Source organism: Vibrio salilacus (assembly GCF_002811245.1).
In the GTDB taxonomy this organism is placed as follows: domain Bacteria; phylum Pseudomonadota; class Gammaproteobacteria; order Enterobacterales; family Vibrionaceae; genus Vibrio; species Vibrio salilacus.
The window spans coordinates 117,581-143,072 of sequence record NZ_NIVQ01000009.1 but is presented as its reverse complement, the minus strand read 5'-3'; the positions used below and the strand labels follow the sequence as shown (position 1 = coordinate 143,072).

The 25,492-nt window shown below is 45.8% G+C and carries 21 protein-coding genes and 1 riboswitch; of the genes, 14 read left to right on the top strand and 7 right to left on the bottom strand.

The features are described 5' to 3' along the window. The first annotated feature begins 324 nt into the window (after positions 1–324). Positions 325–546, top strand: coding sequence for a cold shock domain-containing protein CspD (gene cspD, locus CDZ87_RS08775; protein ID WP_038176885.1), 222 nt, complete (start codon positions 325–327; stop codon positions 544–546). A gap of 100 nt (positions 547–646) precedes the next feature. Here cspD and CDZ87_RS08770 read toward each other — a convergent pair whose 3' ends face one another. Beyond that, positions 647–2,872, bottom strand: coding sequence for an NADP-dependent isocitrate dehydrogenase (locus CDZ87_RS08770; RefSeq protein ID WP_100753201.1), 2,226 nt, complete (start codon positions 2,870–2,872; stop codon positions 647–649). A gap of 296 nt (positions 2,873–3,168) precedes the next feature. Here CDZ87_RS08770 and CDZ87_RS08765 point away from each other — a divergent pair, with 296 nt between their 5' ends. After that, the gene (locus CDZ87_RS08765) at positions 3,169–3,861 is read left to right on the top strand and encodes a pseudouridine synthase (RefSeq protein ID WP_100753200.1); all 693 of its coding nucleotides are present in this window, start codon (positions 3,169–3,171) and stop codon (positions 3,859–3,861) included. Between the two features lie 136 nt (positions 3,862–3,997). On the opposite strand, the gene aspS is transcribed toward CDZ87_RS08765, so the two are convergent. After that, positions 3,998–5,770 (bottom strand): aspartate--tRNA ligase, encoded by a 1,773-nt coding sequence (gene aspS / locus CDZ87_RS08760; protein WP_100753199.1) that lies wholly within the window; start codon positions 5,768–5,770, stop codon positions 3,998–4,000. A gap of 275 nt (positions 5,771–6,045) precedes the next feature. Between aspS and CDZ87_RS08755 the strand changes: the two genes are divergently transcribed. The 6 genes from CDZ87_RS08755 to CDZ87_RS08730 all read left to right on the top strand — a co-directional run bounded on the left by CDZ87_RS08755 (position 6,046) and on the right by CDZ87_RS08730 (position 12,268). Further along, positions 6,046–6,912: a DUF72 domain-containing protein gene (locus CDZ87_RS08755; protein ID WP_100753198.1), complete on the top strand. Its 867-nt coding sequence runs from the start codon at positions 6,046–6,048 to the stop codon at positions 6,910–6,912. Between the two features lie 108 nt (positions 6,913–7,020). After that, a complete protein-coding gene (gene cmoA, locus CDZ87_RS08750) occupies positions 7,021–7,758 on the top strand; it encodes a carboxy-S-adenosyl-L-methionine synthase CmoA (protein ID WP_100753197.1) in 738 nt (245 codons plus the stop codon). 69 nt (positions 7,759–7,827) lie between these two features. Then, positions 7,828–8,799: a tRNA 5-methoxyuridine(34)/uridine 5-oxyacetic acid(34) synthase CmoB gene (cmoB, locus tag CDZ87_RS08745; protein WP_100753196.1), complete on the top strand. Its 972-nt coding sequence runs from the start codon at positions 7,828–7,830 to the stop codon at positions 8,797–8,799. 221 nt (positions 8,800–9,020) lie between these two features. After that, positions 9,021–9,764, top strand: coding sequence for an ATP-dependent zinc protease family protein (locus CDZ87_RS08740; protein ID WP_100753210.1), 744 nt, complete (start codon positions 9,021–9,023; stop codon positions 9,762–9,764). Between the two features lie 18 nt (positions 9,765–9,782). Continuing rightward, on the top strand, positions 9,783–11,288 hold the full coding sequence (locus CDZ87_RS08735; protein WP_100753195.1) for an inactive transglutaminase family protein: 1,506 nt from the start codon (positions 9,783–9,785) through the stop codon (positions 11,286–11,288). 2 nt (positions 11,289–11,290) lie between these two features. Continuing rightward, complete coding sequence (locus CDZ87_RS08730; RefSeq protein ID WP_100753194.1) at positions 11,291–12,268, top strand: alpha-L-glutamate ligase-like protein; 978 nt, start codon at positions 11,291–11,293, stop codon at positions 12,266–12,268. A gap of 51 nt (positions 12,269–12,319) precedes the next feature. On the opposite strand, the gene mukB is transcribed toward CDZ87_RS08730, so the two are convergent. Genes mukB through cmoM form a run of 4 tightly spaced genes read right to left on the bottom strand, consistent with a single transcriptional unit; the run spans position 12,320 to position 19,608 of the window. After that, positions 12,320–16,777, bottom strand: coding sequence for a chromosome partition protein MukB (gene mukB, locus CDZ87_RS08725; protein WP_100753193.1), 4,458 nt, complete (start codon positions 16,775–16,777; stop codon positions 12,320–12,322). After that, positions 16,774–17,496: a chromosome partition protein MukE gene (gene mukE / locus CDZ87_RS08720; protein WP_100753192.1), complete on the bottom strand. Its 723-nt coding sequence runs from the start codon at positions 17,494–17,496 to the stop codon at positions 16,774–16,776. The genes mukB and mukE overlap by 4 nt, the downstream gene beginning before the upstream one ends. Continuing rightward, positions 17,477–18,814 (bottom strand): chromosome partition protein MukF, encoded by a 1,338-nt coding sequence (gene mukF, locus CDZ87_RS08715; protein WP_100753191.1) that lies wholly within the window; start codon positions 18,812–18,814, stop codon positions 17,477–17,479. Before mukF ends, mukE begins: the two co-directional genes overlap by 20 nt. A gap of 2 nt (positions 18,815–18,816) precedes the next feature. Beyond that, on the bottom strand, positions 18,817–19,608 hold the full coding sequence (gene cmoM, locus CDZ87_RS08710; protein WP_100753209.1) for a tRNA uridine 5-oxyacetic acid(34) methyltransferase CmoM: 792 nt from the start codon (positions 19,606–19,608) through the stop codon (positions 18,817–18,819). A gap of 113 nt (positions 19,609–19,721) precedes the next feature. Here cmoM and elyC point away from each other — a divergent pair, with 113 nt between their 5' ends. Next, positions 19,722–20,525, top strand: coding sequence for an envelope biogenesis factor ElyC (gene elyC / locus CDZ87_RS08705; protein WP_100753190.1), 804 nt, complete (start codon positions 19,722–19,724; stop codon positions 20,523–20,525). A 59-nt stretch (positions 20,526–20,584) separates the two neighbouring features. On the opposite strand, the gene torR is transcribed toward elyC, so the two are convergent. After that, on the bottom strand, positions 20,585–21,298 hold the full coding sequence (torR, locus tag CDZ87_RS08700; protein ID WP_100753189.1) for a two-component system response regulator TorR: 714 nt from the start codon (positions 21,296–21,298) through the stop codon (positions 20,585–20,587). 236 nt (positions 21,299–21,534) lie between these two features. Here torR and torD point away from each other — a divergent pair, with 236 nt between their 5' ends. The 5 genes from torD (at position 21,535) to CDZ87_RS08675 (ending at position 25,489) form a co-directional block, all read left to right on the top strand. After that, complete coding sequence (gene torD, locus CDZ87_RS08695) at positions 21,535–22,185, top strand: molecular chaperone TorD (protein WP_100753188.1); 651 nt, start codon at positions 21,535–21,537, stop codon at positions 22,183–22,185. A 208-nt stretch (positions 22,186–22,393) separates the two neighbouring features. After that, positions 22,394–23,401, top strand: a complete 1,008-nt coding sequence (purR, locus tag CDZ87_RS08690) for an HTH-type transcriptional repressor PurR (protein ID WP_100753187.1) — start codon at positions 22,394–22,396, stop codon at positions 23,399–23,401. Positions 23,402–23,540: 139 nt separating this feature from the next. Next, a riboswitch (cyclic di-GMP riboswitch) is annotated at positions 23,541–23,626 on the top strand. A gap of 132 nt (positions 23,627–23,758) precedes the next feature. Then, positions 23,759–24,352, top strand: coding sequence for a TfoX/Sxy family DNA transformation protein (locus CDZ87_RS08685; RefSeq protein ID WP_100753186.1), 594 nt, complete (start codon positions 23,759–23,761; stop codon positions 24,350–24,352). Between the two features lie 130 nt (positions 24,353–24,482). Continuing rightward, positions 24,483–25,175, top strand: a complete 693-nt coding sequence (locus tag CDZ87_RS08680) for a TVP38/TMEM64 family protein (RefSeq protein ID WP_100753185.1) — start codon at positions 24,483–24,485, stop codon at positions 25,173–25,175. After that, positions 25,175–25,489, top strand: coding sequence for a putative signal transducing protein (locus tag CDZ87_RS08675; RefSeq protein WP_100753184.1), 315 nt, complete (start codon positions 25,175–25,177; stop codon positions 25,487–25,489). Before CDZ87_RS08680 ends, CDZ87_RS08675 begins: the two co-directional genes overlap by 1 nt. Positions 25,490–25,492 lie beyond the last annotated feature (3 nt).

Genomic DNA, 25,492 nt, shown 5'->3' with positions numbered 1-25,492 from the left:
CGCTGCAAATAAAAGATTTTGATCCGCCTAACTGGCGTATCTAATTGATTAAAAAGAACCCGAATTCCATTTACAGTGCGTATATTTTAATACGTGGCATTGAGCTATAAGTTGCAGAAATGTAAATCTTAAAAGTGATTTGCTTGCAAATATGTCGACTATGAGACCTTTTTACTATTGACTGCGCTCGCCCATTAGCTACATTGGTCAAATAGTGACTCAAAATTTGGCAGCGGCTGAATGGATATTCACTTTCAGTTTACTAAGGATGATAAGTAAACACTTAACAAGGTTACATGACACAATGCATGAGGGATGTAAAGCATGGCTACAGGTACAGTAAAATGGTTTAACAACTCCAAAGGATTTGGTTTTATCTGTCCAGAGGGAGAAGACGGTGATGTGTTTGCGCACTATTCAACGATTCAAATGGACGGTTATCGTACTCTGAAAGCGGGCCAACAAGTAAGTTTTGAAGTGGAAGAAGGGCCAAAAGGTTATCACGCAAGCTCCGTGGTTCCAGTGGAAGCCCACTCAGCAAAATAACCGCTGCCAACTGACTTAAGTTGTTGATAAAAAACCGGTTGTTGATAAAAACCCGCTTGGCAGCGGGTTTTTTAGTTTCAGCGTATTGATTATCGATTGATTATCGATTGATAATCGCGTTCAAGGTCGCACTTGGGCGCATCAAGGCTGATACCTTTTCAAATACCGGCAAGTAGTAACCCCCTAGATCAGCAGGCACACCTTGGGCTTGGTTAAGCTCAGCAACGATTTGTTGTTCGTTGTCTGCAAGGGTTTGAGCAATTGGCGCAAACTCGGCAGCAAGATCAGCGTCTTGAGTTTGCTCAGCAAGCGCTTTAGCCCAGTAAGTCGCAAGATAATAATGGCTACCACGATTATCAAGCTCACCGACACGGCGCGATGGTGACTTATTATTGTCGAGGAACTCACCTGTCGCTTTGTCTAGCGCATCAGCAAGCACTTTGGCTTTAGCGTTACCCGTCACCGTACTTAAATGCTCTAGAGACGCAGCCAATGCTAAGAATTCACCTAATGAATCCCAACGTAGGTGGTTCTCTTTCTCAACTTGTTGCACGTGTTTCGGTGCACTACCGCCCGCGCCTGTTTCAAACAAACCACCACCATTCATCAGCGGCACGATTGAAAGCATCTTCGCCGAAGTACCGAGTTCTAGAATTGGGAACAGGTCAGTTAGATAGTCACGAAGAACGTTACCCGTCACTGAAATAGTGTCTAGGCCTTGCTTGATACGAACCAGCGAGTACTGACACGCTTCAAGTGGTGCCAGAATCTTAATTTCTAGCCCTTCGGTATCGTGCTCAGGTAAGTAAGCGTTAACTTTCTTAATCAGCTCCGCATCGTGCGCACGATTTTCGTCTAACCAGAATACCGCTGGAACACCAGTAGCACGAGCGCGAGTGACAGCAAGTTTAACCCAATCTTGGATTGGCGCATCTTTCACCTGACACATACGGAAGATATCACCTTCTTCGACCGCTTGCTCAAGCAGGACTTTGCCTGACGTGTCAACAATGCGCACAGAGCCTGCCGCATCAAGAATAAACGTTTTGTCGTGAGAGCCGTATTCTTCGGCTTTTTGCGCCATTAGACCAACATTTGGCACGCTGCCCATGGTGGTTGGATCAAAAGCGCCATTCTCTTTACAGAAATCAATTACGGCTTGATAGATGCCAGCATAGCTTCGATCTGGGATCATTGCTTTGGTGTCTTTCTGCTTACCATCAGGTCCCCACATTTGACCGGATGAACGCAGCATCGCAGGCATAGAAGCATCGACGATAATGTCACTCGGTACGTGGAGGTTAGTAATACCGCGGTCAGAATCTACCATGGCTAATGGTGGCTGAGTTTGATATACCGCTTGCAGCGCAGCTTCAATTTCTTGTTTTTGCTCAGCAGGTAAGGTTTGAATTTTAGCGTACACATCACCAATACCGTTGCTAACATCGACGCCTAGTTGCGTAAAGAGTTCACCATATTTTGCAAATACATCTTTATAGTAAACTTTAACCGCATGGCCAAAGATCACAGGGTCAGACACCTTCATCATGGTGGCTTTCATGTGCAGTGACAGTAGCACGTCTTGCTGCTTCGCTTCTTCAATTTGCTGTTCGAAAAACTCTACGAGTGCGTTCTTGTTCAGTACCGCACTGTCGATGATCTCTTTATCTTGGATTGGAAATGGCGCTTTAAGTTCTTTTACCGTGCCATCGGTGCCCACAAACTCGATTTTTACTTCTGTTGCGCCATCAATCGTAACTGATTTTTCGCTACCGAAGAAGTCTTTATCAGCCATGCTTGAAACATGTGATTTAGAATCCGCAGACCACGCGCCCATTGAATGAGGGTTTTTCTTGGCGTAGTTCTTAACTGACAGCGGTGCGCGACGGTCAGAGTTACCCTCACGCAGCACTGGGTTGACCGCACTACCTTTGATCTTGTCGTAGGTCGCTTTGATCGCTTCCTCTTCGTAGGTACTCGGCTCTGCAGGGTAGCTTGGTAAGTTGTAGCCTTTGTCCTGAAGTTCCTTGATCGCCGCTTTTAACTGTGGGACAGAAGCAGAGATGTTAGGTAGCTTAATGATGTTTGCCTGTGGCGTTTTGGCCAATTCACCAAGTTCAGAAAGTGCATCACCAATGCGCTGCTCTTCAGTCAAATGTTCTGGGAAACTAGCAAGAATACGCCCAGCTAGAGAGATGTCACGAGTGTCAACATCAATACCAGAAGAAGCTGTAAACGATTGAATAATCGGAAGTAGCGAATACGTTGCTAGTGCAGGAGCTTCATCTGTAATGGTGTAAATGATTGTAGGTTTTTCTGTAGGCATGAAATTTCCCTATTGTTCTAACAAAGCCATCGGATGAGTAGCCTTGTGTGAATGGCCGCTAACAAGTTGAATACTTCATCTCCCTACTTGTTGCGATTTATCCGTCTCTTATTGTTTTTGCCACTGACTGACTAGTGACGTCCATGAGAGCGATTAATTATAATTAAACAAAAACAAGATAATAGTCTATCATCTTGCTCGACAATCCTGTTTTTTGGCGCGAAAATGATAGCTTAAATTGGATATATAAGAAACTTTCAAACACACTTTATTCACATTTTTGCAAGGTAGTTAACATGCCTCCACCATCGCGTCGGGACTTCTCATCCAATTCTAACACCCAGTCCCAATCTGGTTTTAAACGCAGTACATCCGGCTCATCCATGGCCAACGGTTCGGCCAAACGTCGTCGTAAGCCTGTTAGTCAAAAGCCGAAAATCTCCGCAGCAGAAAGGCGCGTTATCCTTTTTAACAAACCTTTTGACACCTTAAGCCAGTTTACTGATGGCGACGGTAGAAAAACCTTGGCCGATTATATTGAGGTCAAAGACGTGTATGCCGCAGGCCGCCTTGATAGAGACAGTGAAGGCTTAATGGTGCTGACCAATGATGGAATTTTGCAAGCAAAGTTGACTCAACCCAAATCAAAATCACCGAAAACCTATTGGGTTCAGGTTGACGGCGCACCGAGCGAAGCTGATCTTGATAAACTGCGTAAGGGCGTTGAACTCAAAGATGGCCTAACTCTGCCAGCGACAATCGAGCGTATTGATGCGCCCAACGTTTGGCAACGTAATCCGCCGGTGCGTTTTCGGGCCAATATCCCGACCACCTGGCTTGCTATTACCATTATTGAAGGACGTAACCGTCAGGTGCGACGCATGACCGCACATATCGGCTATCCGACCCTGCGCTTGATTCGCTATTCGATGGGTGATCTTACTCTGGGAGATTTACAACCGGGCGAGTGGCAAGAGATTAACATCTAACTTCAGCCCTTATCGAAAGCACATCCAAGCCTAGATTCCAGATCATTCGTTGCTCGCTTGTGCAATGACGAACAAAAAAATGGCGCTTCAAGTGAAGCGCCGTTTTTAAATCGTCAAAGAAAGTAAGCGATTACGCTTATTGTTTTTTCTCTGCAATTTTAACCGCAATCGATAGCTCTTCAAGCGATGCCGGGTTCGCTAGGCTTGGGGCGTCTGTGAGTAGACACGCCGCTGCTGTTGTTTTCGGGAACGCGATAACATCACGGATGTTCTCGGTACCACATAGCAGCATCACTAGGCGATCAAGACCAAATGCAAGACCTGCGTGCGGTGGCGTACCAAACTTCAGTGCATCGAGTAGGAAGCCGAATTTCAGTTGCTGTTCGTCAGCTTCGATACCTAGAATATCAAATACCGCCGCTTGCATTTCTGCGTTGTGGATACGAACAGAACCGCCGCCCACTTCGTAGCCATTAAGAACCATATCGTACGCATTAGAGTTTGCCGCAGCTGGGTTGGCTTTCAACTCTTGCGCATCAACACCCAAAGGCGCTGTGAATGGGTGGTGCATCGCATGGAGGTTACCTTCGTCATCTTCTTCAAACATTGGGAAGTCAACAACCCATAGTGGAGCCCATGCAGACTCATCAGTTAGCTCTAGATCTTTACCTAGCTTCAGGCGAAGTGCACCCATAGCTTCTGCAACGATGCCCGCTTTATCAGCGCCAAATAGGATGATGTCACCAGATTCTGCTTGAGTACGATCGAGGATAGCATTGATTACGTCTTCGTTTAGGAACTTAGCCACTGGAGATTGAATACCTTCCATGCCTGCAGCGCGGTCGTTAACCTTCATCCATGCTAGACCTTTCGCACCGTAGATACCCACGAATTCACCGTAACCATCAATTTGCTTACGAGTCAAAGATGCACCACCTGGAACGCGAATAACGGCAACGCGGCCTTTCTCATCGTTTGCTGGACCAGAGAATACTTTGAACTCAACGTCTTTAACTAAATCAGCAACGTCAACTAATTCTAGCGGGTTACGTAGGTCTGGCTTGTCAGAACCGAAACGGCGAATCGCTTCACTAAATGGCATCACTGGGAATTGACCCAAGTCGACGTTAAGCAGCTCTTGCCACATATCGCGAACCATGTTTTCTGTTACGTCACGAACTTGGTCAGCGCTCATGAATGACGTTTCGATATCGATCTGGGTGAATTCTGGTTGGCGGTCAGCACGCAAGTCTTCATCACGGAAACACTTAACGATTTGGTAGTAACGGTCAAAACCAGACATCATTAGCAGCTGTTTGAATAGCTGAGGAGATTGAGGAAGCGCGTAGAAACTGCCTTTATGAACACGACTTGGCACTAAATAGTCACGAGCGCCTTCTGGCGTTGCTTTGGTCAGCACTGGGGTTTCAATGTCAAGGAAGCCGTTGTCATCAAGGAAGCGACGCACAAAACTTGACGCTTTAGCACGCAATTTAATACGGTCACTCATTTCTGGGCGACGTAGATCTAGGTAACGGTATTTTAGACGCTGTTCTTCCGAGTTCTTTTGGTTGAAGTCTAATGGCAGTGCGTCAGAACGGTTGATGATTTCAAGGCCTGTGGCCAAAACTTCAACTTCACCAGTCGCCATATCTTTGTTGGCTTGGCTGTCTGGACGAGCGCGTACTTCACCCGTTAACTTGATACAGAATTCATTACGAAGTGTATTGGCCACTTCGTGTGCGTCTGCCATATCTGGATCGACAACTACCTGAACAACGCCTTCACGATCTCGCATATCGATAAAAATAAGACCGCCTAAATCACGACGACGGTTAACCCAGCCGCAAAGTTCTACAGTTTGTCCTGCAAGGGACTTGTTCAGATGACCACAGTAATGGGTACGCATAATGAATTTCCCAATCTCTTTAAATTTGTTGATTACTCTCTATCAGTGATAGATTTACCGATAGAGCAAAGTTCCATTTATACGCTGAAAGTCAGTTTAGATCGACTATTCAACGTACAATTTATTGCGATTTATCATCTGTTGATGCTTTTTAAACCAATAAAGCGGTAAAAGCACTACACAGACAATTGAATGGCGCTGATTATAGCCTTTAAAAGGTCGGTTCGGCAAAGCTCTGATAGATCCAATTCAAACCAACGGTGAATAGGGGCACTATGGACGATTTACCCATCAGATTCGGCCTGACGATGTGGTCGCACAATCACTGGCAGCAAAGCTTTTATGGTAAGAGTACTCAGGCCAATCAACGACTTGAGAAATACGCGCGCGTCTTCCATACCGTTGAGGGCAACACGACCTTCTATGCCACCCCAAACCCAACGACCGTGCGTAATTGGTATAACGCCACTCACGATCAGTTTCGCTTTACCTTTAAACTGCCGCAAAGCATCACCCACCAGCAAATGTTGCGCGGCTGTCAAGCTGAGCTAAAAAGCTTCATGCTAGTGATGCAGCCTTTGCACGAGAGAATTGGTCAGTGGACCATTCAATTGCCTGCCGCGTTTGGCCCACAACATTTAGCGCAACTACAACAGTTTTGCACGCTATTCCCGCCAGATTATCCGCTAGGTATTGAGGTTCGTCATCCGGCATTTTTTGCCAAAGGTGATGCAGAAAAAGCTTTAAATCAGTGGCTTATCGAGCGAGGATACGACCGAATCATTATGGATAGCCGCCCAGTGTTTGCCGCCAAACCTGATAACGAAGCAATTATCGATGCACAAATGAAAAAGCCCAAAGTCCCAGTGCATGCCATCGCGACCGCCCAGCAACCCATGGTTCGTTTTATCGGTCACCCACAAGAGCAGTTCAATTATGAATTTTTCTCCCCCTGGCTACGCAAGTTGCCACAATGGATAACCGAGGGAAAGCAGCCTTATGTCATGATTCATACCGCCGATAATATTGTCGCCCCCGAACTGGCCACCGGTTTATATCAACAGCTACAAAAAAGTGTCACGTTACCCGATTTAGCGCCTTTCCCGGCTCAAAGCGGCCAACGGCAAATTTCGATGTTTTGATTGATTCACCGTCAATGCATGACAGCGCGGTAAATTTCCCATAAAATACGCGCCTTTTTTAGTGGCAGGCAATATCCCCTGTCGTTGGCATGTTACGAGAACTGAGCTATGAACCCGAAAAGCAATCCCGACACTATTTTTTCGGCTCCTATCGATAAAATTGGTGATTTCACCTTTGACGAACGCGTTGCAGAAGTGTTTCCTGACATGATTCAGCGCTCTGTTCCTGGCTACAGTAACATCATCTCGGCGATTGGCATGCTGGCACAACGATTTGTCAAACCGCACTCCAATATCTACGATTTAGGTTGCTCGCTTGGTGCCGCAACACTTTCTATGCGTCGCCATATCAAACAAGAAGGCTGTCAGATCATCGCGGTCGATAACTCGTCAGCCATGGTCGAGCGTTGCAAATTACACGTTAATGCCTACCGCAGCGATACCCCCGTTGATGTGGTCGAAGCGGATATTCGTGATATTGACATCGACAATGCGTCTGTGGTGGTACTCAATTTCACGCTGCAGTTTCTGTCCCCACAAGACAGATATTCCTTATTGAAAAAGATCTACGCTGGTTTACGCCCTGGTGGCATTTTGATCCTGTCAGAAAAATTTGTCTTTGAAGATAAAATGGCCAATGAACTGCTTGTCGATTTACATCACGACTTTAAGCGTGCCAATGGTTATAGCGAGCTCGAAATTAGTCAAAAACGCAGTGCAATCGAAAATGTCATGCGACCTGACTCTAAGCAAGAACACAAACAACGCTTTGCACAAATTGGCTTCACCAGTTACGACGTCTGGTTCCAATGCTTTAACTTCGGTTCAATGTTCGCGATAAAATGATGCGATAACGCGTGATTAAACGCTGAGCCACTTGAGTCAAATTTTTAATTTATCTAGCAGTGAAAAACTATGTTTAACTTTGCAAATTTCTACCAATTGATTGCACAAGACACACGTCTCCAGCCTTGGCTAAACGTATTACCTCAACAGTTAACCGATTGGCAAAATACTGAGCATGGTGATTTCGCTCGCTGGTTAAAGGCACTCAATAAGATCCCTGAAGGCTCACCTGATCAAATCGATTTAAAAAACTCGGTGACTATCGCCAACGACGCGCCATTCCACAGCGGTGAACTTAAAAAGCTCGAAAGCCTGTTACGTACTTTTCACCCGTGGCGGAAAGGCCCATACACGGTTCATGGTCTCCAGATTGATACCGAATGGCGCAGTGACTGGAAATGGGATCGTGTTTTACCGCATATTTCTCCACTGAAAGATCGCAGTGTCCTCGATGTCGGGTGCGGTAACGGCTATCACATGTGGCGTATGTTAGGCGAAGGAGCGCGTCTGACGGTGGGCATCGATCCATCCCATCTGTTCCTGATTCAATTTGAAGCGATACGTAAGCTGATGGGCGACAATCAGCGCGCACATTTGTTGCCGCTAGGTATTGAACAATTACCTAAGCTCGAAGCATTCGATACCGTGTTTAGCATGGGTGTTTTGTATCACCGTCGTTCACCGCTGGATCACTTGATTCAACTCAAAGATCAGTTGGTGTCTGGAGGCGAATTAGTACTGGAAACGTTAGTCATTGAAGGCGACGAAACCTCGGTATTGGTTCCGGTTGATCGTTATGCACAAATGCGTAATGTCTACTTTTTCCCTTCTGCTAAAGCGTTAAAGGTTTGGTTAGAGCAAGTGGGCTTTATTGATGTTCGCATCGTTAATGAAAATATCACCACCATCGGTGAGCAACGCACAACAGACTGGATGACCCACAATTCGTTGCCAGATTACCTCGATCCCGATGATCCAAACAAAACCGTTGAGGGTCACCCAGCACCCAGACGAGCGATTTTGGTTGCACAAAAACCTTAACCGTTGTGAATTGACAAAGAGTTAACTCAAGTGAGCATCAAATCGATTCCTCTGTGAGTGATTCCCTTTTACAATAAAGGATGCTGTTATTGCATCCTTTATTGTATTTATCGTTTGAGAATCAGATCATTATAGAACTGAATGTACGCTCTGCGATAAAGCTACATAGCGATTGGCTTGACTCCACATTTGTAAAATCTCAACCTGACTTAGGCGAATCAATGTTCACAAAATCTATCCCCGTATTGGCCCTGATACTGCTTTCCGGCTGTACCCTTACCAATAGCGAACAATACCATCTGCAGACGTTAGCCGCGATTAAGTCTTCTGAAAGCAACCTGACTAACCACTACCAGAATCTTGATGCCCATATCAGTAACCAAAATGATTACATCGAGAGCTTACAAGAACGTTTAACCGCTTTAGAGCAAGAACTATCAGACTTCAAATACGAATCTTTACAAAAACGCTGCTTAGCCGAGAAAGCAGCTCGGATTGACGCCATGCCAGCCGTGCCGATCCCACCAAGAAACGAACTCCTACTAGGCGAAATTGAGAAAGTCACCATCGATAAAATCCAGCAGGTGTTTGATGCTCGAATCGACACCGGCGCTGCCACCTCTTCTCTCAATGCAGTTGATATTGAAGAGTTCGAACGCAACGGCAAAACTTGGGTACGCTTCCACCTCTCTGACGGTGAAACGCCACAGGACGACTCAAATTGGATCGAAGCTCCCATTGTTCGCTTCGTTAAAATTCGTCAATCTAGTAATGATGACGTTGAGAGAAGAGCCGTGGTTGAGTTGTGGGTCAAGCTCGGAAAAATCCATGAAAAAGCGCAATTTACTTTGGCAGATCGCTCTCAAATGAGTCATCCTGTATTGCTAGGGCGTGAGTTTATTCGAGACATTGCGATCATTGATGTGAGTCAAAAATATATCCATGCGAATACTCCTAAAAATTAATAACGGTAGCGTGAGTTTATGACGTCTAAAATTCCTTTTTATATATCAGTCATTTTACTGATCTTAGCGGGCATTGCCTTGAGCATGTTCCGTCACCAAAGTTATGGTGTTCCTTGGACTCCAGGGGAAACGCGCCAAGTCTGGGACATTGAAGCGCGTATCGAGTTTAATGGCCAAGCCAAACCTGTTAAAGCCTCACTTGCGGCTCCCCATACTCAAACGGGCTTTACTCTGATTAGCGAATCTTCCTCCTCGCCTGGTTACGGTGTCTCTTACCTTGAAACTGAAACTGGCCGCCGAGCTGAGTGGTCTATCCGTCAAGCGACAGGCCCACAAACCATCTACTATAAAACCCAATTCTTGGTTGACCCACAGGCAAAAGTAGACCCGATTCCACCAAGTGGTGAGATCATGGCACCAACCTTGGAAGGCCCAGTAGAAGCCGCCGCGATTGCTTTGATTGAACTGGCGAACCAACGTTCAGCCGATGACATCACTTTTACCCGTGAGTTGATTAAATCGTTCAATGACTCTGACAGTCAAAACGCATCACTTGTCCTCAACACCATGTCTAAAGTCGATGCGGTCAATGCACTGCTTTCTTATGCTCAAATTCCCAACAAGATTGTCGGTGTCATTGAGTTAGAAGATGGTCGTCGTCGTCAAACGATTCAGCATATGAATCAAGTATGGGATGGGACCAACTGGATTTTGTTCAACCCGAATAAGATCAATCACGTTATCGCCGATAACCTACTGGTTTGGGACGAATCAAACGTATCACTGCTCGATCTGATTGGTGGGCAAAACAGCCAAGTCCATTTTTCGATGATTGCTCTAGAGGTCACACCGACCCAAGCGACGGTAAACAAAGTCGAAGCGGATGGCTTACTCAACTTCTCAATTCATAGTTTGCCACTCGAAGAGCAAGCGATGTTCAAGACGATTATGCTCATCCCTATTGGTGCACTAATTGTTGTGTTCTTGCGGGTGATTATCGGTCTTAAAACTTCTGGCACCTTTATGCCAGTTCTTATCGCGGTTGCTTTTGTCCAAACTCAGCTCGTTACGGGTATTGTCGGTTTCTTGCTCATTGTCGGCACCGGACTAGTGATACGAAGTTACCTTTCTAAACTCAATCTACTTCTGGTGGCCCGGATCTCCGCGGTGATTATCACGGTGATTATGATCATATCGGTCTTTACTATCGTCGCATTTAAGATTGGCCTGACCGAAGGTTTATCTATCACCTTCTTCCCGATGATTATTTTGTCATGGACTATCGAGCGTATGTCAATTCTATGGGAAGAGGAAGGCGCAAAAGAAGTGGTACTGCAAGGTGGTGGATCACTGCTCACCGCGGTGTTGGTCTATTTAGCCATGACCAACCCATTTATCCAACACCTAACCTTTAACTTTATTGGACTACAGCTGATTGTTTTAGCTTGTATCTTATTGCTAGGTACTTACACAGGTTACCGCCTGACTGAGCTACGTCGCTTTAAGCCACTTGCGGAGGACTAACTATGTTTTCTCGTATTACTTCGCCAAGTAAGCTCCGTCATAAAGGCATCATGGGGATGAACAAGCGTAACCATAGCTATATTGGTCGCTACAATGATCGCTCCAAATACCCACTGGTGGATGACAAGCTCAAGACAAAAATCATTGCTCAGCAACATGGCGCAACCACACCTGAGCTGATTGGTGTGATCAGTAATCAAGCTGAAGTGAAAACCGTCCATAACATGGTAAAAAACTGGCCAGGCTTTGTTATCAAGCCAGCACAAGGCAGTGGTGGCAAAGGCATCTTAGTGATCACCTCGCACAAAGATGGCGTCTATACCAAACCTTCAGGCGCGACCATCAATAAAGAAGGCGTTGAGCGCCACATCAGTAATGCACTGGCGGGACTTTTTTCTCTTGGTGGCAAAAACGATGTCGCCGTCGTTGAAAACCTAATCAAGTTTGATAACTGTTTTGATGGCTTTAGTTTTGAAGGCGTGCCTGACGTACGCATTATTGTCTTCAAGGGTTACCCTGTAATGGCGATGATGCGTTGCTCGACGTCGGCTTCAGACGGTAAAGCGAACCTTCACCAAGGCGCGGTCGGTGTCGGCATCGATATCGCAACAGGTCGTGCGGTGCGTGCAGTGCAGTTTGATCATCCTGTCACACATCACCCTGATACGGGTAAAGATCTTTCAACACTTCAGATCCCTCATTGGGAGCGTTTGTTGATTCTGGCATCCAGTGCTTGGGAGATGACGGGGCTAGGTTACATGGGGACGGATATGGTACTCGACCGAGACGAAGGCCCAATGGTGTTAGAACTTAACGCGCGTCCTGGACTCGCGATTCAAATAGCTAACGGTGCCGGGTTATTGCCTCGTTTACATCATATTGAAAGTTTGGGCTCACCCGTTGAGTACCCCAAACCAGCGGAACGTGTTGCCTATGCAGCGAAACAGTTTGGTATCTTTGCTAAAGAAGTCACCAACTAATCTTGTTCCAATGTAAAAAAAGCCCGTTTATAACGGGCTTTTTTATTGACTTTACAACTCTTCAACGAGTTGTTGACCTACACTTTTGGCTTTGACCTCTTGCCCAAAACCTCGCAGACCGACCACATGAACGTGCTCGTGATCCTTAAACACTTTCCGTACTAGCTTATACGTCGTACCTTTTTCAGGGCTGATATTCTCTGGCGCGGCAATAAGCAGTTGCATATCTAGGCGATCACACAGCTCAAACAAGGTAGAGATGGATTTAGTATCTAAACGCGCCGCCTCATCAAGGAACAATAAACGACATGGCACAATGTCTTTACTGCGTAAGCGACGAGACTCCTCTTCCCAACTTTGCACAACCATCAACAAAATCGACTGACCCGTACCAATCGCTTCACCGGTTGATAATGCGCCAGACTCGGCTTGTAACCAACCATCGGAACCACGGCTTACTTCAACACTGAGTTCAAGGTAGTTGCGGTAATCAAGTAACTCTTCACCCAAAACCTGCGGTGAGCGTTGACCCATATCGATATGTGGATTAACACGCTGGAACAGTTTCGCCATCGCTTCCGAGAAAGTGTAGCGCGTAGACTCAAATAGGTCTTTATGCTGCTCTTGCTGTGTGGATAAACCCTTGAGTAGCACCTCGTGGCTTTCGCGCACTTTAACGTTGAGACGAACCCCTTTCACTTGACCAAAAGAAATATTAGACAAGCCTTGGTTAAGCATACGAATACGGTTTTGCTCACGCTGAATGGTCTTGTTAATGATGTTTGCAACCGATTCAGAGCTGATCGCCAAGCGGTTTTCACGTTGGGTAAGTTCTTCAGTCAAACGCGCTAGCTCAACTTCCATCTCTTCAATCGCTTCGACTGGATCATCAGTGCGAATAATATCTTGACGAATACGTTCACGCAGATGTTGATAGACGGCAATATAAAACAATACTTTACGCTCTGGGCGAGCATTGTCTTCCGATAAGCGCAGCGCATCACGCAAATCATCATTATCGGCAACAGCAAGGCGCAATGCCCCTAGCGATTTATCCGACATTGAACGCAGTTCATCCGCAGACAGGTAGGCGAGCTCACGTTTATGTAGACGACGCTCGACATCGTTCTCACGTGCCAAGCGCAGCACTGAGCACCAGCCTGCTTTCGCTGCAACAACGAAAGTACGCAGTTCAACATACTCTTTCTGCACTTTCTTCAAACGCTTAGCCAGCGCTTTCATTTCAAGTTCAGTTGACGTAATGCTGCGTTCGTATTCACTCTTACGCGTGCGTGAGGTATGCAGACGCTCCTGCAGTTCGTCGCGACGGCGTAAAGCGCGTTCTGCCGAGCCTTCGTCCGCAGTAACACCAAACTCTTGCAGTTCTTGTTTGAACTCTTGCACGGTTTCCTGTTTGGCTTGGTGTGAGCTCTTGAGCGATGCAAGCAACTGGTGATATTGACTCAATTGACTTTGTGCTTGCTTGAGTTCATCACGTGAGCGCGTACGAGCACGCTCCGCCTCAACCAATTTCGCCTTCAACTGCTCACTCAACTCGCTGCTTTTGTTGAGTAAATCCACCGAATCTGAATAAGTAAAGTAATGACGACGCTCAACCAAATCGGCCAAGGCAAAAATTTGGCGTTTCAACTGCTGTAGCGCTTGATCGGCCGCTTGGTATTCAGCAGCCAGTACATCAAATTGTTCAGGGTCAGTATTGAGAGAAGAGGCGATTTTATCCAGTTCAGCAAGCGCTTTACCATGCTGATGAACAAAAGCTTTCGCTGCAGAAAGCGCGCTTAAACTGTGCTCAAGTTCTTCAAACTGAGCCGCTAAAGTATCCTCTTCGATCAAGGCCATATTTGGCGCTATCTTGTCGAGATCGTTTAACGCTTGTTTGCATGTCTCTAACTGACTGCGCTGCTGCTGTTCTTTGCTACCAATATCGGCCAGCTGGCGCGTCACCTGATTACGCTTGTCACGAGCAATCGCCAGTGCCCGCTCAGGATCCGCTTCAAACGCGACTTGAATGTGTTGTGCAACAAACCGATTTAACGCTTGATATAAGCGCTGCAGTTTCTGTGAGTCAAATGACGCTTTGGCGTGCTGCTCGACTACGTCTTCGCGCTCGTTACGCAGCAACTCTAAACGCTGCTCACGCGCTGCACGACCAAATAGCGGTATGTCAGGCAAACGCGAATAGCGCATTTGGCGATCGTTCATGCGAACACACACGGCACCTTCAAGCTCTTCGGCGTTAAAGGAGCTATCATCAAAGGCATCGACATCCCCTTCTAGGATGTACAGATCCTCTGGACAGTCATCAAGCTCAACCAATTTCGCTTCGATATCTGATAAGTCAGACACCACGATCGCGTGGCGAGCTGGACCATACATGGCACTGAAATATGGCGCATCTTCAAGGGTAATATCGTCGTAAATCTCAGACAGCAAAACACCGCCTAAGCTATCGGCAAGTCCCTTCAGGCGCGGGTCATTCGATCCCCCCGGAGACGCAAGACGCTCAATCTCGTTGTCGAGTTGATTGCGACGCTCAGCCAACTTATCTTTTGCCACCGACTGCTGCTTTTCTTGCTCAAGCACCACTTGCATGTGACTCATCACGGACTGGCTATCGTACAGATCAGCACCACTTTGCTCTCGAAGCGATTCTAACGCATCGTTGGCCGCAATCCAGCTTGGCGCTATGGCCTCAAACTTGTTTATTTCAGCGCTCACATCTTGTTCAACCCGACGCTGCTCACTGCGCTGTTCACGCAGATCTTCTTGCGCCAATTGCAAAGACTCAATGTGCATGGCATGACGTTGGCGCTCTTGTTCAAACGCCAACTCGTCATTGAGCTCAATCTGGTGCTGTTTTTGGTAATTGTTGACCAATTCTTGGGTCTGACGCTGCTTGTGTAGCCGACGTTCAATATCACGATGCTGCGCGCGCCATTGGGATTCGTTTTGCAGCAGTTGCTGTGCATCTCGCCCTTGTTGTATCGCAGCGAAAGCTTTTGTCGCAGCGTCATGACGCTCAACCTGACCGACAATACTCTTAACTAACGCGAGCGCTGTTTCAAATTGCTCAGAGGCCGCAGACGACATATCCAATTGATGCTTGGTCGCAAGAAGCGCAGTGGTGTGCTGTGCTTCTTGGGCTTTTAACTCAGCCAAACGCGTCTGGGCGGTGTCAGCACTCAAGCTATCATCAGCCAACAATTGTTGAGCTTTATTCAAAGCCTGAATCGCTTGTTGGTACTGCAATGCACGTGTTTGCTGGACATCAAGCGCTTGCTGGTAATCAGCCAACTGTGTTTTTAAGCTATCAACTTCTTGTTCTGAAATCGTGGCTTGCTCTTCCACCATCATCACGCGTTCTTGCGCTTCTTCAACCACCATCATTTGTTCTTCAAGACGCTCACTGAGTTCTTCAAGATCTTCTTGATAACGTTCGATTTTCTCTTGCTGACGCAACGCATTTTGCACCAATTGCAAGTGATCAGACGCGGCTTGGTAGTCTTGCTCTAAGGACGACTCAGACTCAACCAACAGTTCTAGTTCTTCTTGAACTCGATTAAGTAAGGTGTTCTGTTCAAGCAATGTCTCGCGTGAGCTAAACAGCTCTGAGCGCAAAGAGAGTGTCTGATCAAGCTTATTGCGTCGATCGTTAGCATGACGCATGTAATCTGCGGCGACGTAATTGGTCGATTCAGAAATCAAATGTTTGAACAGATCGCGGTCAGCTTGAGTGGTTTTAATCGCGTCGAGCGTCATGCGGTTTTCACGCAGCGCAGACTCCATATCTTGGAAGGCTTTCTTAACCCCACCATTTTGCGGCAACAAGTAATCACGCAGCGAACGAGTGATGGCACTTGAAATACCACCATAAAGTGACGCTTCGATCAGGCGATAAAACTTCGAACGATCACTTGAGTTACGCAGTTTCTTTGGAATCACGCCGTACTCAAACATCTGCGCATGATAATCCACAATCGACGAGAACGTTTTAAATTGTACTTCTTCCCATTGAGCAACCGATTGTTTGACTTCGTTAATTTGACGCACACGTGCTTGGGTATCAGACACACTCTCGATCAGTACATCGGTCGGTTTCACATGGCTTGGCAGCCCTTGAATAACAAACGGTTTGATGTCGACTTTCTTATCTCGGCCTGCCACTTGTTGCAGCTTTACCACAAATAACAAGCGTTGATTGCGCGAGTTAACCACATCAAGCGCGGCATAACACGCCCCCGCTTGCAGTTTGCCGTACAAACCTTTATCACGTGAAGATTGGCTGCTGCCCGCTTCCGTAGTGTTGCGGAAATGAAGCAGAGTTTGATCAGGGATCAGAGCGGTAATAAAGGCCGCCATCGTGGTCGACTTACCCGCACCGTTGCCACCTGAAAGCGTGGTGACCAGGCCATCAATATCAAAAGTACGGGCAAAGAAGCCGTTCCAGTTGACCATGGTTAACGATTGATACTTACCACGTTCAATCATGCTTGATCCTCTTTAATCATTGCTTCTTCGGTCTGTTCTTCATCGGTTTGATCTAACAGGCTGCCTTGACTTGGTTCTTTGGTGTGCACGACCGCTTCGCCATCGCGAATCAATCGTAGCTGCGATTCACGCATATCATCGCCGACACGCACGTCGGCACCGAAGCGAAACACCGATTCGCTAATACTAAATTTACCGGTCTCACCGATGTTGATGATCATGCCAAGACGACGCAAACGACGCAGCGACGTACGGACTTTCTCAAACAGCTTTTCTTTATCGAGATCAGAGCCGCTTGCTCGGTTGGTCACAAGCTTCATTAACTTGGCTTCATCTGCCAAAGCCAGCAGTTCTTCATACAGCTCTTGGTTAGTAAAGATACCTTCATGCGCCAAGCGCTCAGGACTGAGGTAAAGAAAACACAGTACCTTACCCACCAACATGTCTAACTCAGAAAGGACACTACGACCAATTAAAGCCGTCGAACGTGGGCGCAGATAAAAGAAACCTTCTGGCGCCTTAACAAGCTCGGTATTGTAGCGTTGGTAAAAAGAAGATAATTCGATTTCAAAGTCTGACAACAACGCATGGTTGTCGAGATCTTCCGTTGAGATATGGCGTCCTGAGCGGAGCATGCTATCTAACGCAGGGAACAGGGGGTTTGAAATCGCTTTTGCCAGGTTATCTGACATGTATTCATTAATATCGGTCGATGACATTTGCTTGTACCTTTGCACCGTAATTGTTAATCGCTTGCCAGTCAGGTTGAACGGCTTGATAGTCTGATTCGGAATATCCAAGACGCACCGCTTGGTCGATAACAATTCGCGCTAAATCAAAATGATGAGTCTGAGGGTGTTGTTCTAAGTAGTCACGTAGTACCAAGCCGAGATCAATTGGCGTCCCGTTGTGCTTGTGAACTTTTAGCATGCTACCAATACGTTCAGATAACTCATCGTTGACCTGTTGAAACTCTTCGTATTCCACGTCAAGCGGGACTTGGCCAGTCACTTCATCATCTCGAAGGACCAAAGCTTCATCACGAAGATCAGTTAGGCGCTCGGCATCTGCATAAGTGAGATACCAAGGCATATCGAAGTAATCTTTTACCGATTGACGCAAACGCGAACTAAACGCTCGGTTCTTATCCATATCAATCGCGGTTCGAATAAATTTATGCACATGACGATCATAACCAATCCATAGGTCAATCGTCTGTTGCCCCCAGCTAGTGATGCGATCAAGTTTCATCTGTAAACCAAACAAGGTCTCTGCGATAAATTCTAATTCATCATCACCATAAACTAGCTCTTGAATATCGAGGATCTGGGTTTGTAACTCATCACCCGCAGCTTGCAATGTATCTTGCAGCTCTTTGAGGGTATTTGATGTTTCAGACAACAGAGCTTCACAGTTATTGATCGCCTCGCGCCAATCTTTATTCAAAAGCTCTGCGATCTGAGTTTTGACCGATTGTTGCTGCTCATCCATGACGCGCTGATTAAGATCAATCTGGTCAAAAATTTCACCTACAGAGTATTTAAGTACGCCGTAGACATTTTTACGCCAGTGACCAGCGGTACCACCTTGACGAGCCGATTCCATCGCTTTAGCCATCTCATCCGCTACCATAGAAAGCTGAATAGAAAGTCTTAGCTTTGAAAATTGGCGATGACGAACGTAATAATCTGTGATCCCCAGAGCTAACGGAGACAAGCGATAGATACTTGCCCCTTCGTTCACTTCACTGGTAAAGCGAGTGATTAAACGTTGTTTAACCATCTCATTGATGGCGTTGTTGGCGCGAAACGCCGACGCCTCTCCCGTTTGTTCAAACAGGCGCGTTACTATGGTGAACGCATCGTGCAATTCACCCTCACCCAGCTCTTCATCAAATCTTTCATTACTGAGTACCGCAATCGCAATCAGGAATGCTAAGCGCTCATTAGAGAGATTTAATGAGAAATCGTGCTGTTTAACCCAGCCGACCAATTCGTCGAGCGGCTGCTCTGCAGCATTTAGAGTCATCTCACTCATTGTTAGTCCTGCTTATTGTTCTTCTTTGCCCATACATGTATGTATCGGCCTAACGAGAGGTAGGGCTCTTGTCTGCACAATTGTCTTTCTAGTGCCAACACATCTTCAGGCTGGTAATCACCCATATATTGTTGATTACCGATGTAATCGTTAAAACAGCGGATACCAGACTTGCCACAAATTGAGAAACCAGCGTCTTCTATCCATTGATAGACTTGCTCTGGTTTTAAGCCTTTTTGTGGTTGTAACTTAAATCTTTTTCGATGAGGCATGCCCTCGAGTACATGAGGAATATTGCCACACACCACATTCTTGTAGACTAACCCATGATGGTTATAGAACATCACAGAAGCCATGCCGCCGGATTTAACCTGATCAAGCACAGTTTCAAGCGCAGTTTTCGGAGAGGCCAGCCACTCCATCACCGCATGAAACAGAACAACGTCTACTTTACTAGTAAGGTGTTGCTCAATAGATTGAACCGGCGAATGAATGAAACGATACTGCTCAAGCAAGCGATTATTTGCAATATCCTGCTGTGCCAATTGCAGCATTTCAGAAGATAGATCACATAACGTAATCTGATGTCCGAGTTTAGCAAGCTTTTGTGACATTTGGGCTAAGCCACCGCCTGCATCAAGGATGTTCAACGCTTGCTTATCCCTTTCAATCAGCTTGAGTATCTGTTGAAGATCTTCCCAAACAATGACTTGACGAATGTCGCCTTTGTCAGAGCCGTAAATGTTTTTTGCAAATTTGTGGGCAATATCGTCGAAATTACGGTCTTCAGTCACAGCGGCTTGAGTTATCATGTCTAATCGTGCTGCTATTCTGTCACAAGAAAAGCAGGAATAAAGAGGCTTTCTCTTAAAATGTAATCAATTGATGTTTTTTCGGACTATTTAGTATGTTTGAGCTGAAAAAAGTAGTGTCTTCTTTACTTATGCCGCTGCCAGCCCTATTAATCATTGGCCTGTTCGGCTTAATGTTGATCATGTTCACTCGCAAGCAGAAGAGTGGCTGCTTTGTTGTTCTCTTCGCTTTTATCGGTATTTTTCTTATCGCATTCCAGCCTGTGTCTTCACGCTTGTTAATGCCACTTGAACGGCAATATTCCGCATTCTTCCCTGTTGATGAATCGATAGACTATGTCATGGTACTTGGCAGCGGGCATGTCGTTGATGATAAAATCCCTCCCACTTCAGAGCTCAGCCGAACCGGGTTAATGAGACTTGCAGAAGGGATTCGCGTTATGCGCATATACCCAGGCTCTAAGCTGATTTTATCAGGCTATGCCGGAGGTTCGGAAGTCAGTAATGCACGAATGATGGCGAAAGTCGCGCTAGCCCTTGGGGTTTCCAAATCAGACATCATTTTACTCGAAACCGCCAAAGACACGTGGGAAGAAGCGCGTCAAGCTGCTGCTTTCGTTAATATCAAACAGTTGGTGGTTGTCACCTCAGCGAGCCATATGAAACGCGCGTTACATGAGTTTCACTCGGTCGGCTTAAAACCTTACCCAGCCCCCACCAATTATTTGGCTCAGTCGAATATTACCCAAACATGGGAAAAATATACGCCCAAAGGGAAATACCTTGAACAAACGGAACGTTACTGGCATGAAACCTTAGGCAGTTTGTGGCAAAACATGCGTGATTGGGCGTCTAATTACGAACAAAAAGCGCTCAAATCAGCCGAAAGTCAAAACTAAACCTCACCGATAAAAAAAGGCCGTGGCATGCCACGACCTTTTTTATCAGTGATAATCATCTAATCACCCGCGAACATATACCCTTCACCGTGAACTGTAACAAAAATTTGTGGATTTTTAGGATCAAACTCCATCTTGGCACGCATACGACGTATTAAGACATCAATAGTACGATCATTCGGCGCATCAACTCGATGACTGATCATATTAAGAATACGTTCACGACTGAGCACTTGATTCGGGTAACTCGACAATGCCACCAACAATTCATACTCAGCTTTAGTCAGTTTAACTGGCTCACCATTACGGCTTAGAGCGCGACGTTGAATATCAAACGTCCAATCACCGAAGCAAACTCTATTATCCTTATCTGTTGATAATTTATTTTTATCGCTTGAGTCTCGCGCCGAGGCAATACGCCATAATAAATTTTTCACTCGCACTAATAGTTCACGTAGTTCAAAGGGCTTAGTGACGTAGTCATCAGCCCCCATTTCTAAACCAACAATTTTATCGATGCTGTCCGTGCGTCCTGTGACTAGGATAATTCCAATGTTAGATTGACTACGAAGCTCACGTGTGAGCATCAATCCATCTTCCCCGGGAAGATTAATATCTAACATGACGAGATCAATCGCATTATTACTGAGTGCTTCACGCATTTGTTGACCACTTTCGGCCTCACTCACTTGGTAACCTTCATGTTGAAAGTATCCAACTAGCTTACTGCGCGTCACTGCGTCATCTTCTACAACGAGGACATGATAGTTCATCTACACCACTTTATTTTCATTGGTCATGGGTCTATCAATTATTCTATTCATAAATAGTCACATTTCTAGTAAATATAAAAGCAAAACTAAGAAAGATGATTTTTTCTTGATTCAAGACAAACCCACTCCTTTACTCATAATCTTTCATATCTACTCTTATGCTGACATATGAGCCATTATCGCTATTCATTTTTATTGGTTACACTAATAGGTAATTATTTTAGGAGTAGCCCCTAGTGCAAGAAACTAAAGCATTTAATGAAAAACGCGCCGAAATCTATTGGTGGTTATCGAGCCTGTTCGCAAAAGAACTGACTGAGGAAAACTTACAGCAATATCATTCTGCTCAAATTCGCTCTTTTCTTTCAGGGTTAGGAGAAAATGCCGAGCTGAAGCCCGCCGTTGAGCGTGTAGTTGATGCACTCAATCGCCTGATCGACAGAGAAGATTCTCAATTGGAATTAGCAGCCGACTTTTGCGATCTGTTCTTAAAGTCTGATCGAGACTCTGCGCTGCCTTATGCCTCTCTGTATATTGGCAAAAATGGCTTACTTAATGACACCCCCGCCAAAGAGTTAGAAGCATTAATGAACAAGCATGGTGTCTCAGTTGAACACGGGCTCAATGAGCCTGTCGACCATATCGCTATCGTACTCGATTTCTTAGGTCATTTAGTTATCCGCTCCAATGAGCTTGAGCAACAACGTCACCTTGAAGACGCGCTGATCCAGCAAGAACAATTTATTCAAGCCCATTTGTTGAGTTGGCTGCCACCGTTCGTCGCGAAGTGTCAAAAACTGGACCAATTTGGTTTCTATGCTGCGATTGCGAGTTTGACCGAAGCGTTCCTTAAACTCGATAGTCACTACTTAATTGGTGATGAATAAAGACGTTGTGAACTCAGGCATGCCCTTTGCGCGTTTTTTGTTTGCCCTAATGACGTTTGCGGTCTAAAATTGTGACCGAAAACGATAAAAAATTAACGACTAAAATACAAACCGCTAGTTAAGAGCGGTTTTTGTGTTTCTGGTACTTCTGCCTCGATATTCTAAATTAGGATATAACCTTGTGGCAGTCATCGACAGGACAAAACCTATGGCCACTATTAAAGATGTTGCTCGCCTCGCTGGTGTATCAACGACCACCGTCTCTCACGTAATCAATAAAACGCGATTTGTCGCTGAAACGACTCAAGAAAAAGTAATGGAAGCAGTTACTGAGCTAAATTACGCCCCGAGTGCCGTTGCTCGTAGTCTAAAATGCAACACCACTCGAACCATCGGTATGCTCGTCACTCAATCAACCAACCTTTTCTTCTCTGAAGTTATCGATGGTGTCGAGAGCTACTGTTATCGACAAGGTTATACACTGATCTTGTGTAACACGGGTGGTATTTACGAAAAGCAACGTGACTACATTCGCATGCTCGCAGAAAAGCGTGTCGATGGTATTTTGGTGATGTGCTCCGACTTGACCGAAGAATTGAGTGAAATGCTTGATCGTCACAAAGACATTCCGAAAGTAGTAATGGATTGGGGCCCTGAAAGCTCACAAGCAGATAAGATCATTGATAATTCAGAAGAAGGTGGCTATCTAGCGACCAAATACCTGATTGACCACGGTCATAAAGAGATCGCTTGCCTGAGTGGACATTTCGAGAAGGCCGCTTGTCAAGAGCGCATCCGTGGCTTTAAGCGGGCCATGACTGAAGCCAATCTAAGCGTAAATGAACATTGGATCCTAGAGGGAAACTTTGAATGTGATACCGCCGTTCTTGCTGCGGATCAAATCGTTGCAATGGATAAGAAACCAAGCGCTGTTTTCTGTTTCAACGACACCATGGCACTCGGCCTGATGAGTCGCTTGCAACAGAAAGGTATTCGTATCCCTGAAGATATCTCTGTGATTGGCTACGACAATATTGAACTGGCAGAATACTTCTCTCCACCACTCACAACGGTTCACCAACCTAAACGTCGTGTGGGTAAGAACGCATTTGAGATCTTACTTGAACGCATTAAAGATAAAGAGCACGAAAAACGCATCTTTGAAATGCACCCTGAAATTGTTCAACGAAGCACCGTTCGCAACTTCAATCAATAGTCTCTGACTTCACTCAACTGAGTTGGATAGCCTTAGTTGAGTGAACCCACAATAAAATTTATGAGACATTCATCACATAAACTTCACGTTAATGTGATGCTCTGCGCATATTTATTTATTCTTTCTGAGTTCGCAACAGCCACGAACAGGGCAAACCACTTCGAAAGGGTGGGACGCAAAGCCTCCGGCCTTAAACATTTTATGTCAGGTAGCGGGGTTGCCGATGGCAAATATGCATACCGTCTTAAACGGTACCTACAATGGTATAACATCATACTGACACTGTAGCTGCATTTTTTTGCTACTCTCTCGGACCTGAATTGGTGGCGTATATTTATACACCGAGATAAAGACAGCATGGATAAACCTATTTTAAAAGACTCAATGCGATTCTTTGAGCAGCTTGGAAGCATCAAGTCTCGCTCAATGTTTGGTGGTTTTGGAATTTTTGCCGATGACACCATGTTCGCACTGATCGTAAACAACAAACTGCATGTTCGTGCCGATACGGCACTAACGAAACAATTCCAATCTCAAAATCTTAAACCCTACGTATACAAAAAACGTGGGTTCCCCGTTGTGACGAAATACTTTGCTCTAGATGACGACTTAATCGCTGACACAAGCAAAACCTTAGAGATAGCTCGGCAGGCACTAAGAGCAGCCAACAAAGAGAAACAGACTCAGTCGCAAGCAAAACCAAACCGCCTCAAAGATTTGCCTAATTTACGTCTGGCAACGGAACGTATGTTAAAAAAGGCCGGAATTGAGACGGTGGCGAATCTTGAAAAGACGGGGGCGGTTAACGCATTCAAAGCGATACAATCTACCCACTCTACCGATGTTAACATCGAACTTCTCTGGGCTTTGGAAGGCGCGATAAAGGGCACACATTGGTCGGTCATTCCTCAAAACAGACGCCAAGAGTTACTCAATCAACTCAGCCATTAAGTTAAATACGATAAAAAGTCAGCCATTGAGCTGACTTTTTTGGTTTTCAGTGAAATATAAATCTTGCTTTCTCTGTCTTGTCTATTAACACTTGAAACGCATCTGCTTTAAATCAGGACGGAACGTCGCAATGAATAAGAAAGTCATCTTTGGTGCCATTTTTTTGGCCTTAATTGTTATCTTGGGGGTCAACTTTGGCCAGTATTTAACATTGGAAAATGCCAAAGCACAGCAAGCAGAACTCGCGGTCTTTATTAACGATAATTTCGCCCTCTCCGCTGCCATTTATTTTTTTGCTTATGTCGCCGCAACCGCTTTCTCGATTCCCGGAGCTGCGGTGGTGACCTTACTCGGTGCGGCATTGTTTGGCTTTTGGACAAGCTTGTTTTTGGTCTCTTTTGCCAGCACCATTGGCGCGACTCTAGCATTTTTAAGTAGCCGTTATCTGTTGCGTGATTGGGTGCAATCAAAGTTTGGCGATAAACTCAATGCCATCAACCAAGGCATTGAACGAGACGGCGCGTTTTATCTGTTCTCGTTACGACTTATCCCTGTTTTCCCTTTCTTCCTGATCAACTTGCTGATGGGGTTAACGCCACTCTCAACCTTGCGTTTCTATTTCATCAGTCAATTAGGTATGCTTCCAGGGACCGCTGTGTATCTTAATGCTGGTACTCAACTCGCGCAGATTGACAGCCTGTCTGGAATTGTATCGCCCAGTGTTTTACTCTCATTTGCCCTACTTGGCCTTTTCCCTGTGATCGCTAAATGGATCATGGCCAGGCTTAAAAATACCTCACCGACATCGAATGGAAACGTTTAGTGAAGATATTTACCGCAACAACCCCGACCGAGGCTCATATTATCTGTGAGCTATTAAAATCGAACCTAGTGTCGTGTGAAGTGCGGGGCGAAGGTATTTTTGGTTTGCAAGGCGAAGTACCGTTTGGTGAAAACAGCGAGCCATATGTGTGGTTATTTGATAACGATGCGTTGCCACTTGCCCAAGACATCATCGCTGACTACCAACAAGACCCTCTTGGTGAACAATGGCAGTGTGACAAATGCCATGAACGCAATGAGGCACAGTTTGGTATTTGTTGGCAGTGTGGCGCGACTGCACCTTCAATACCTTAAGCC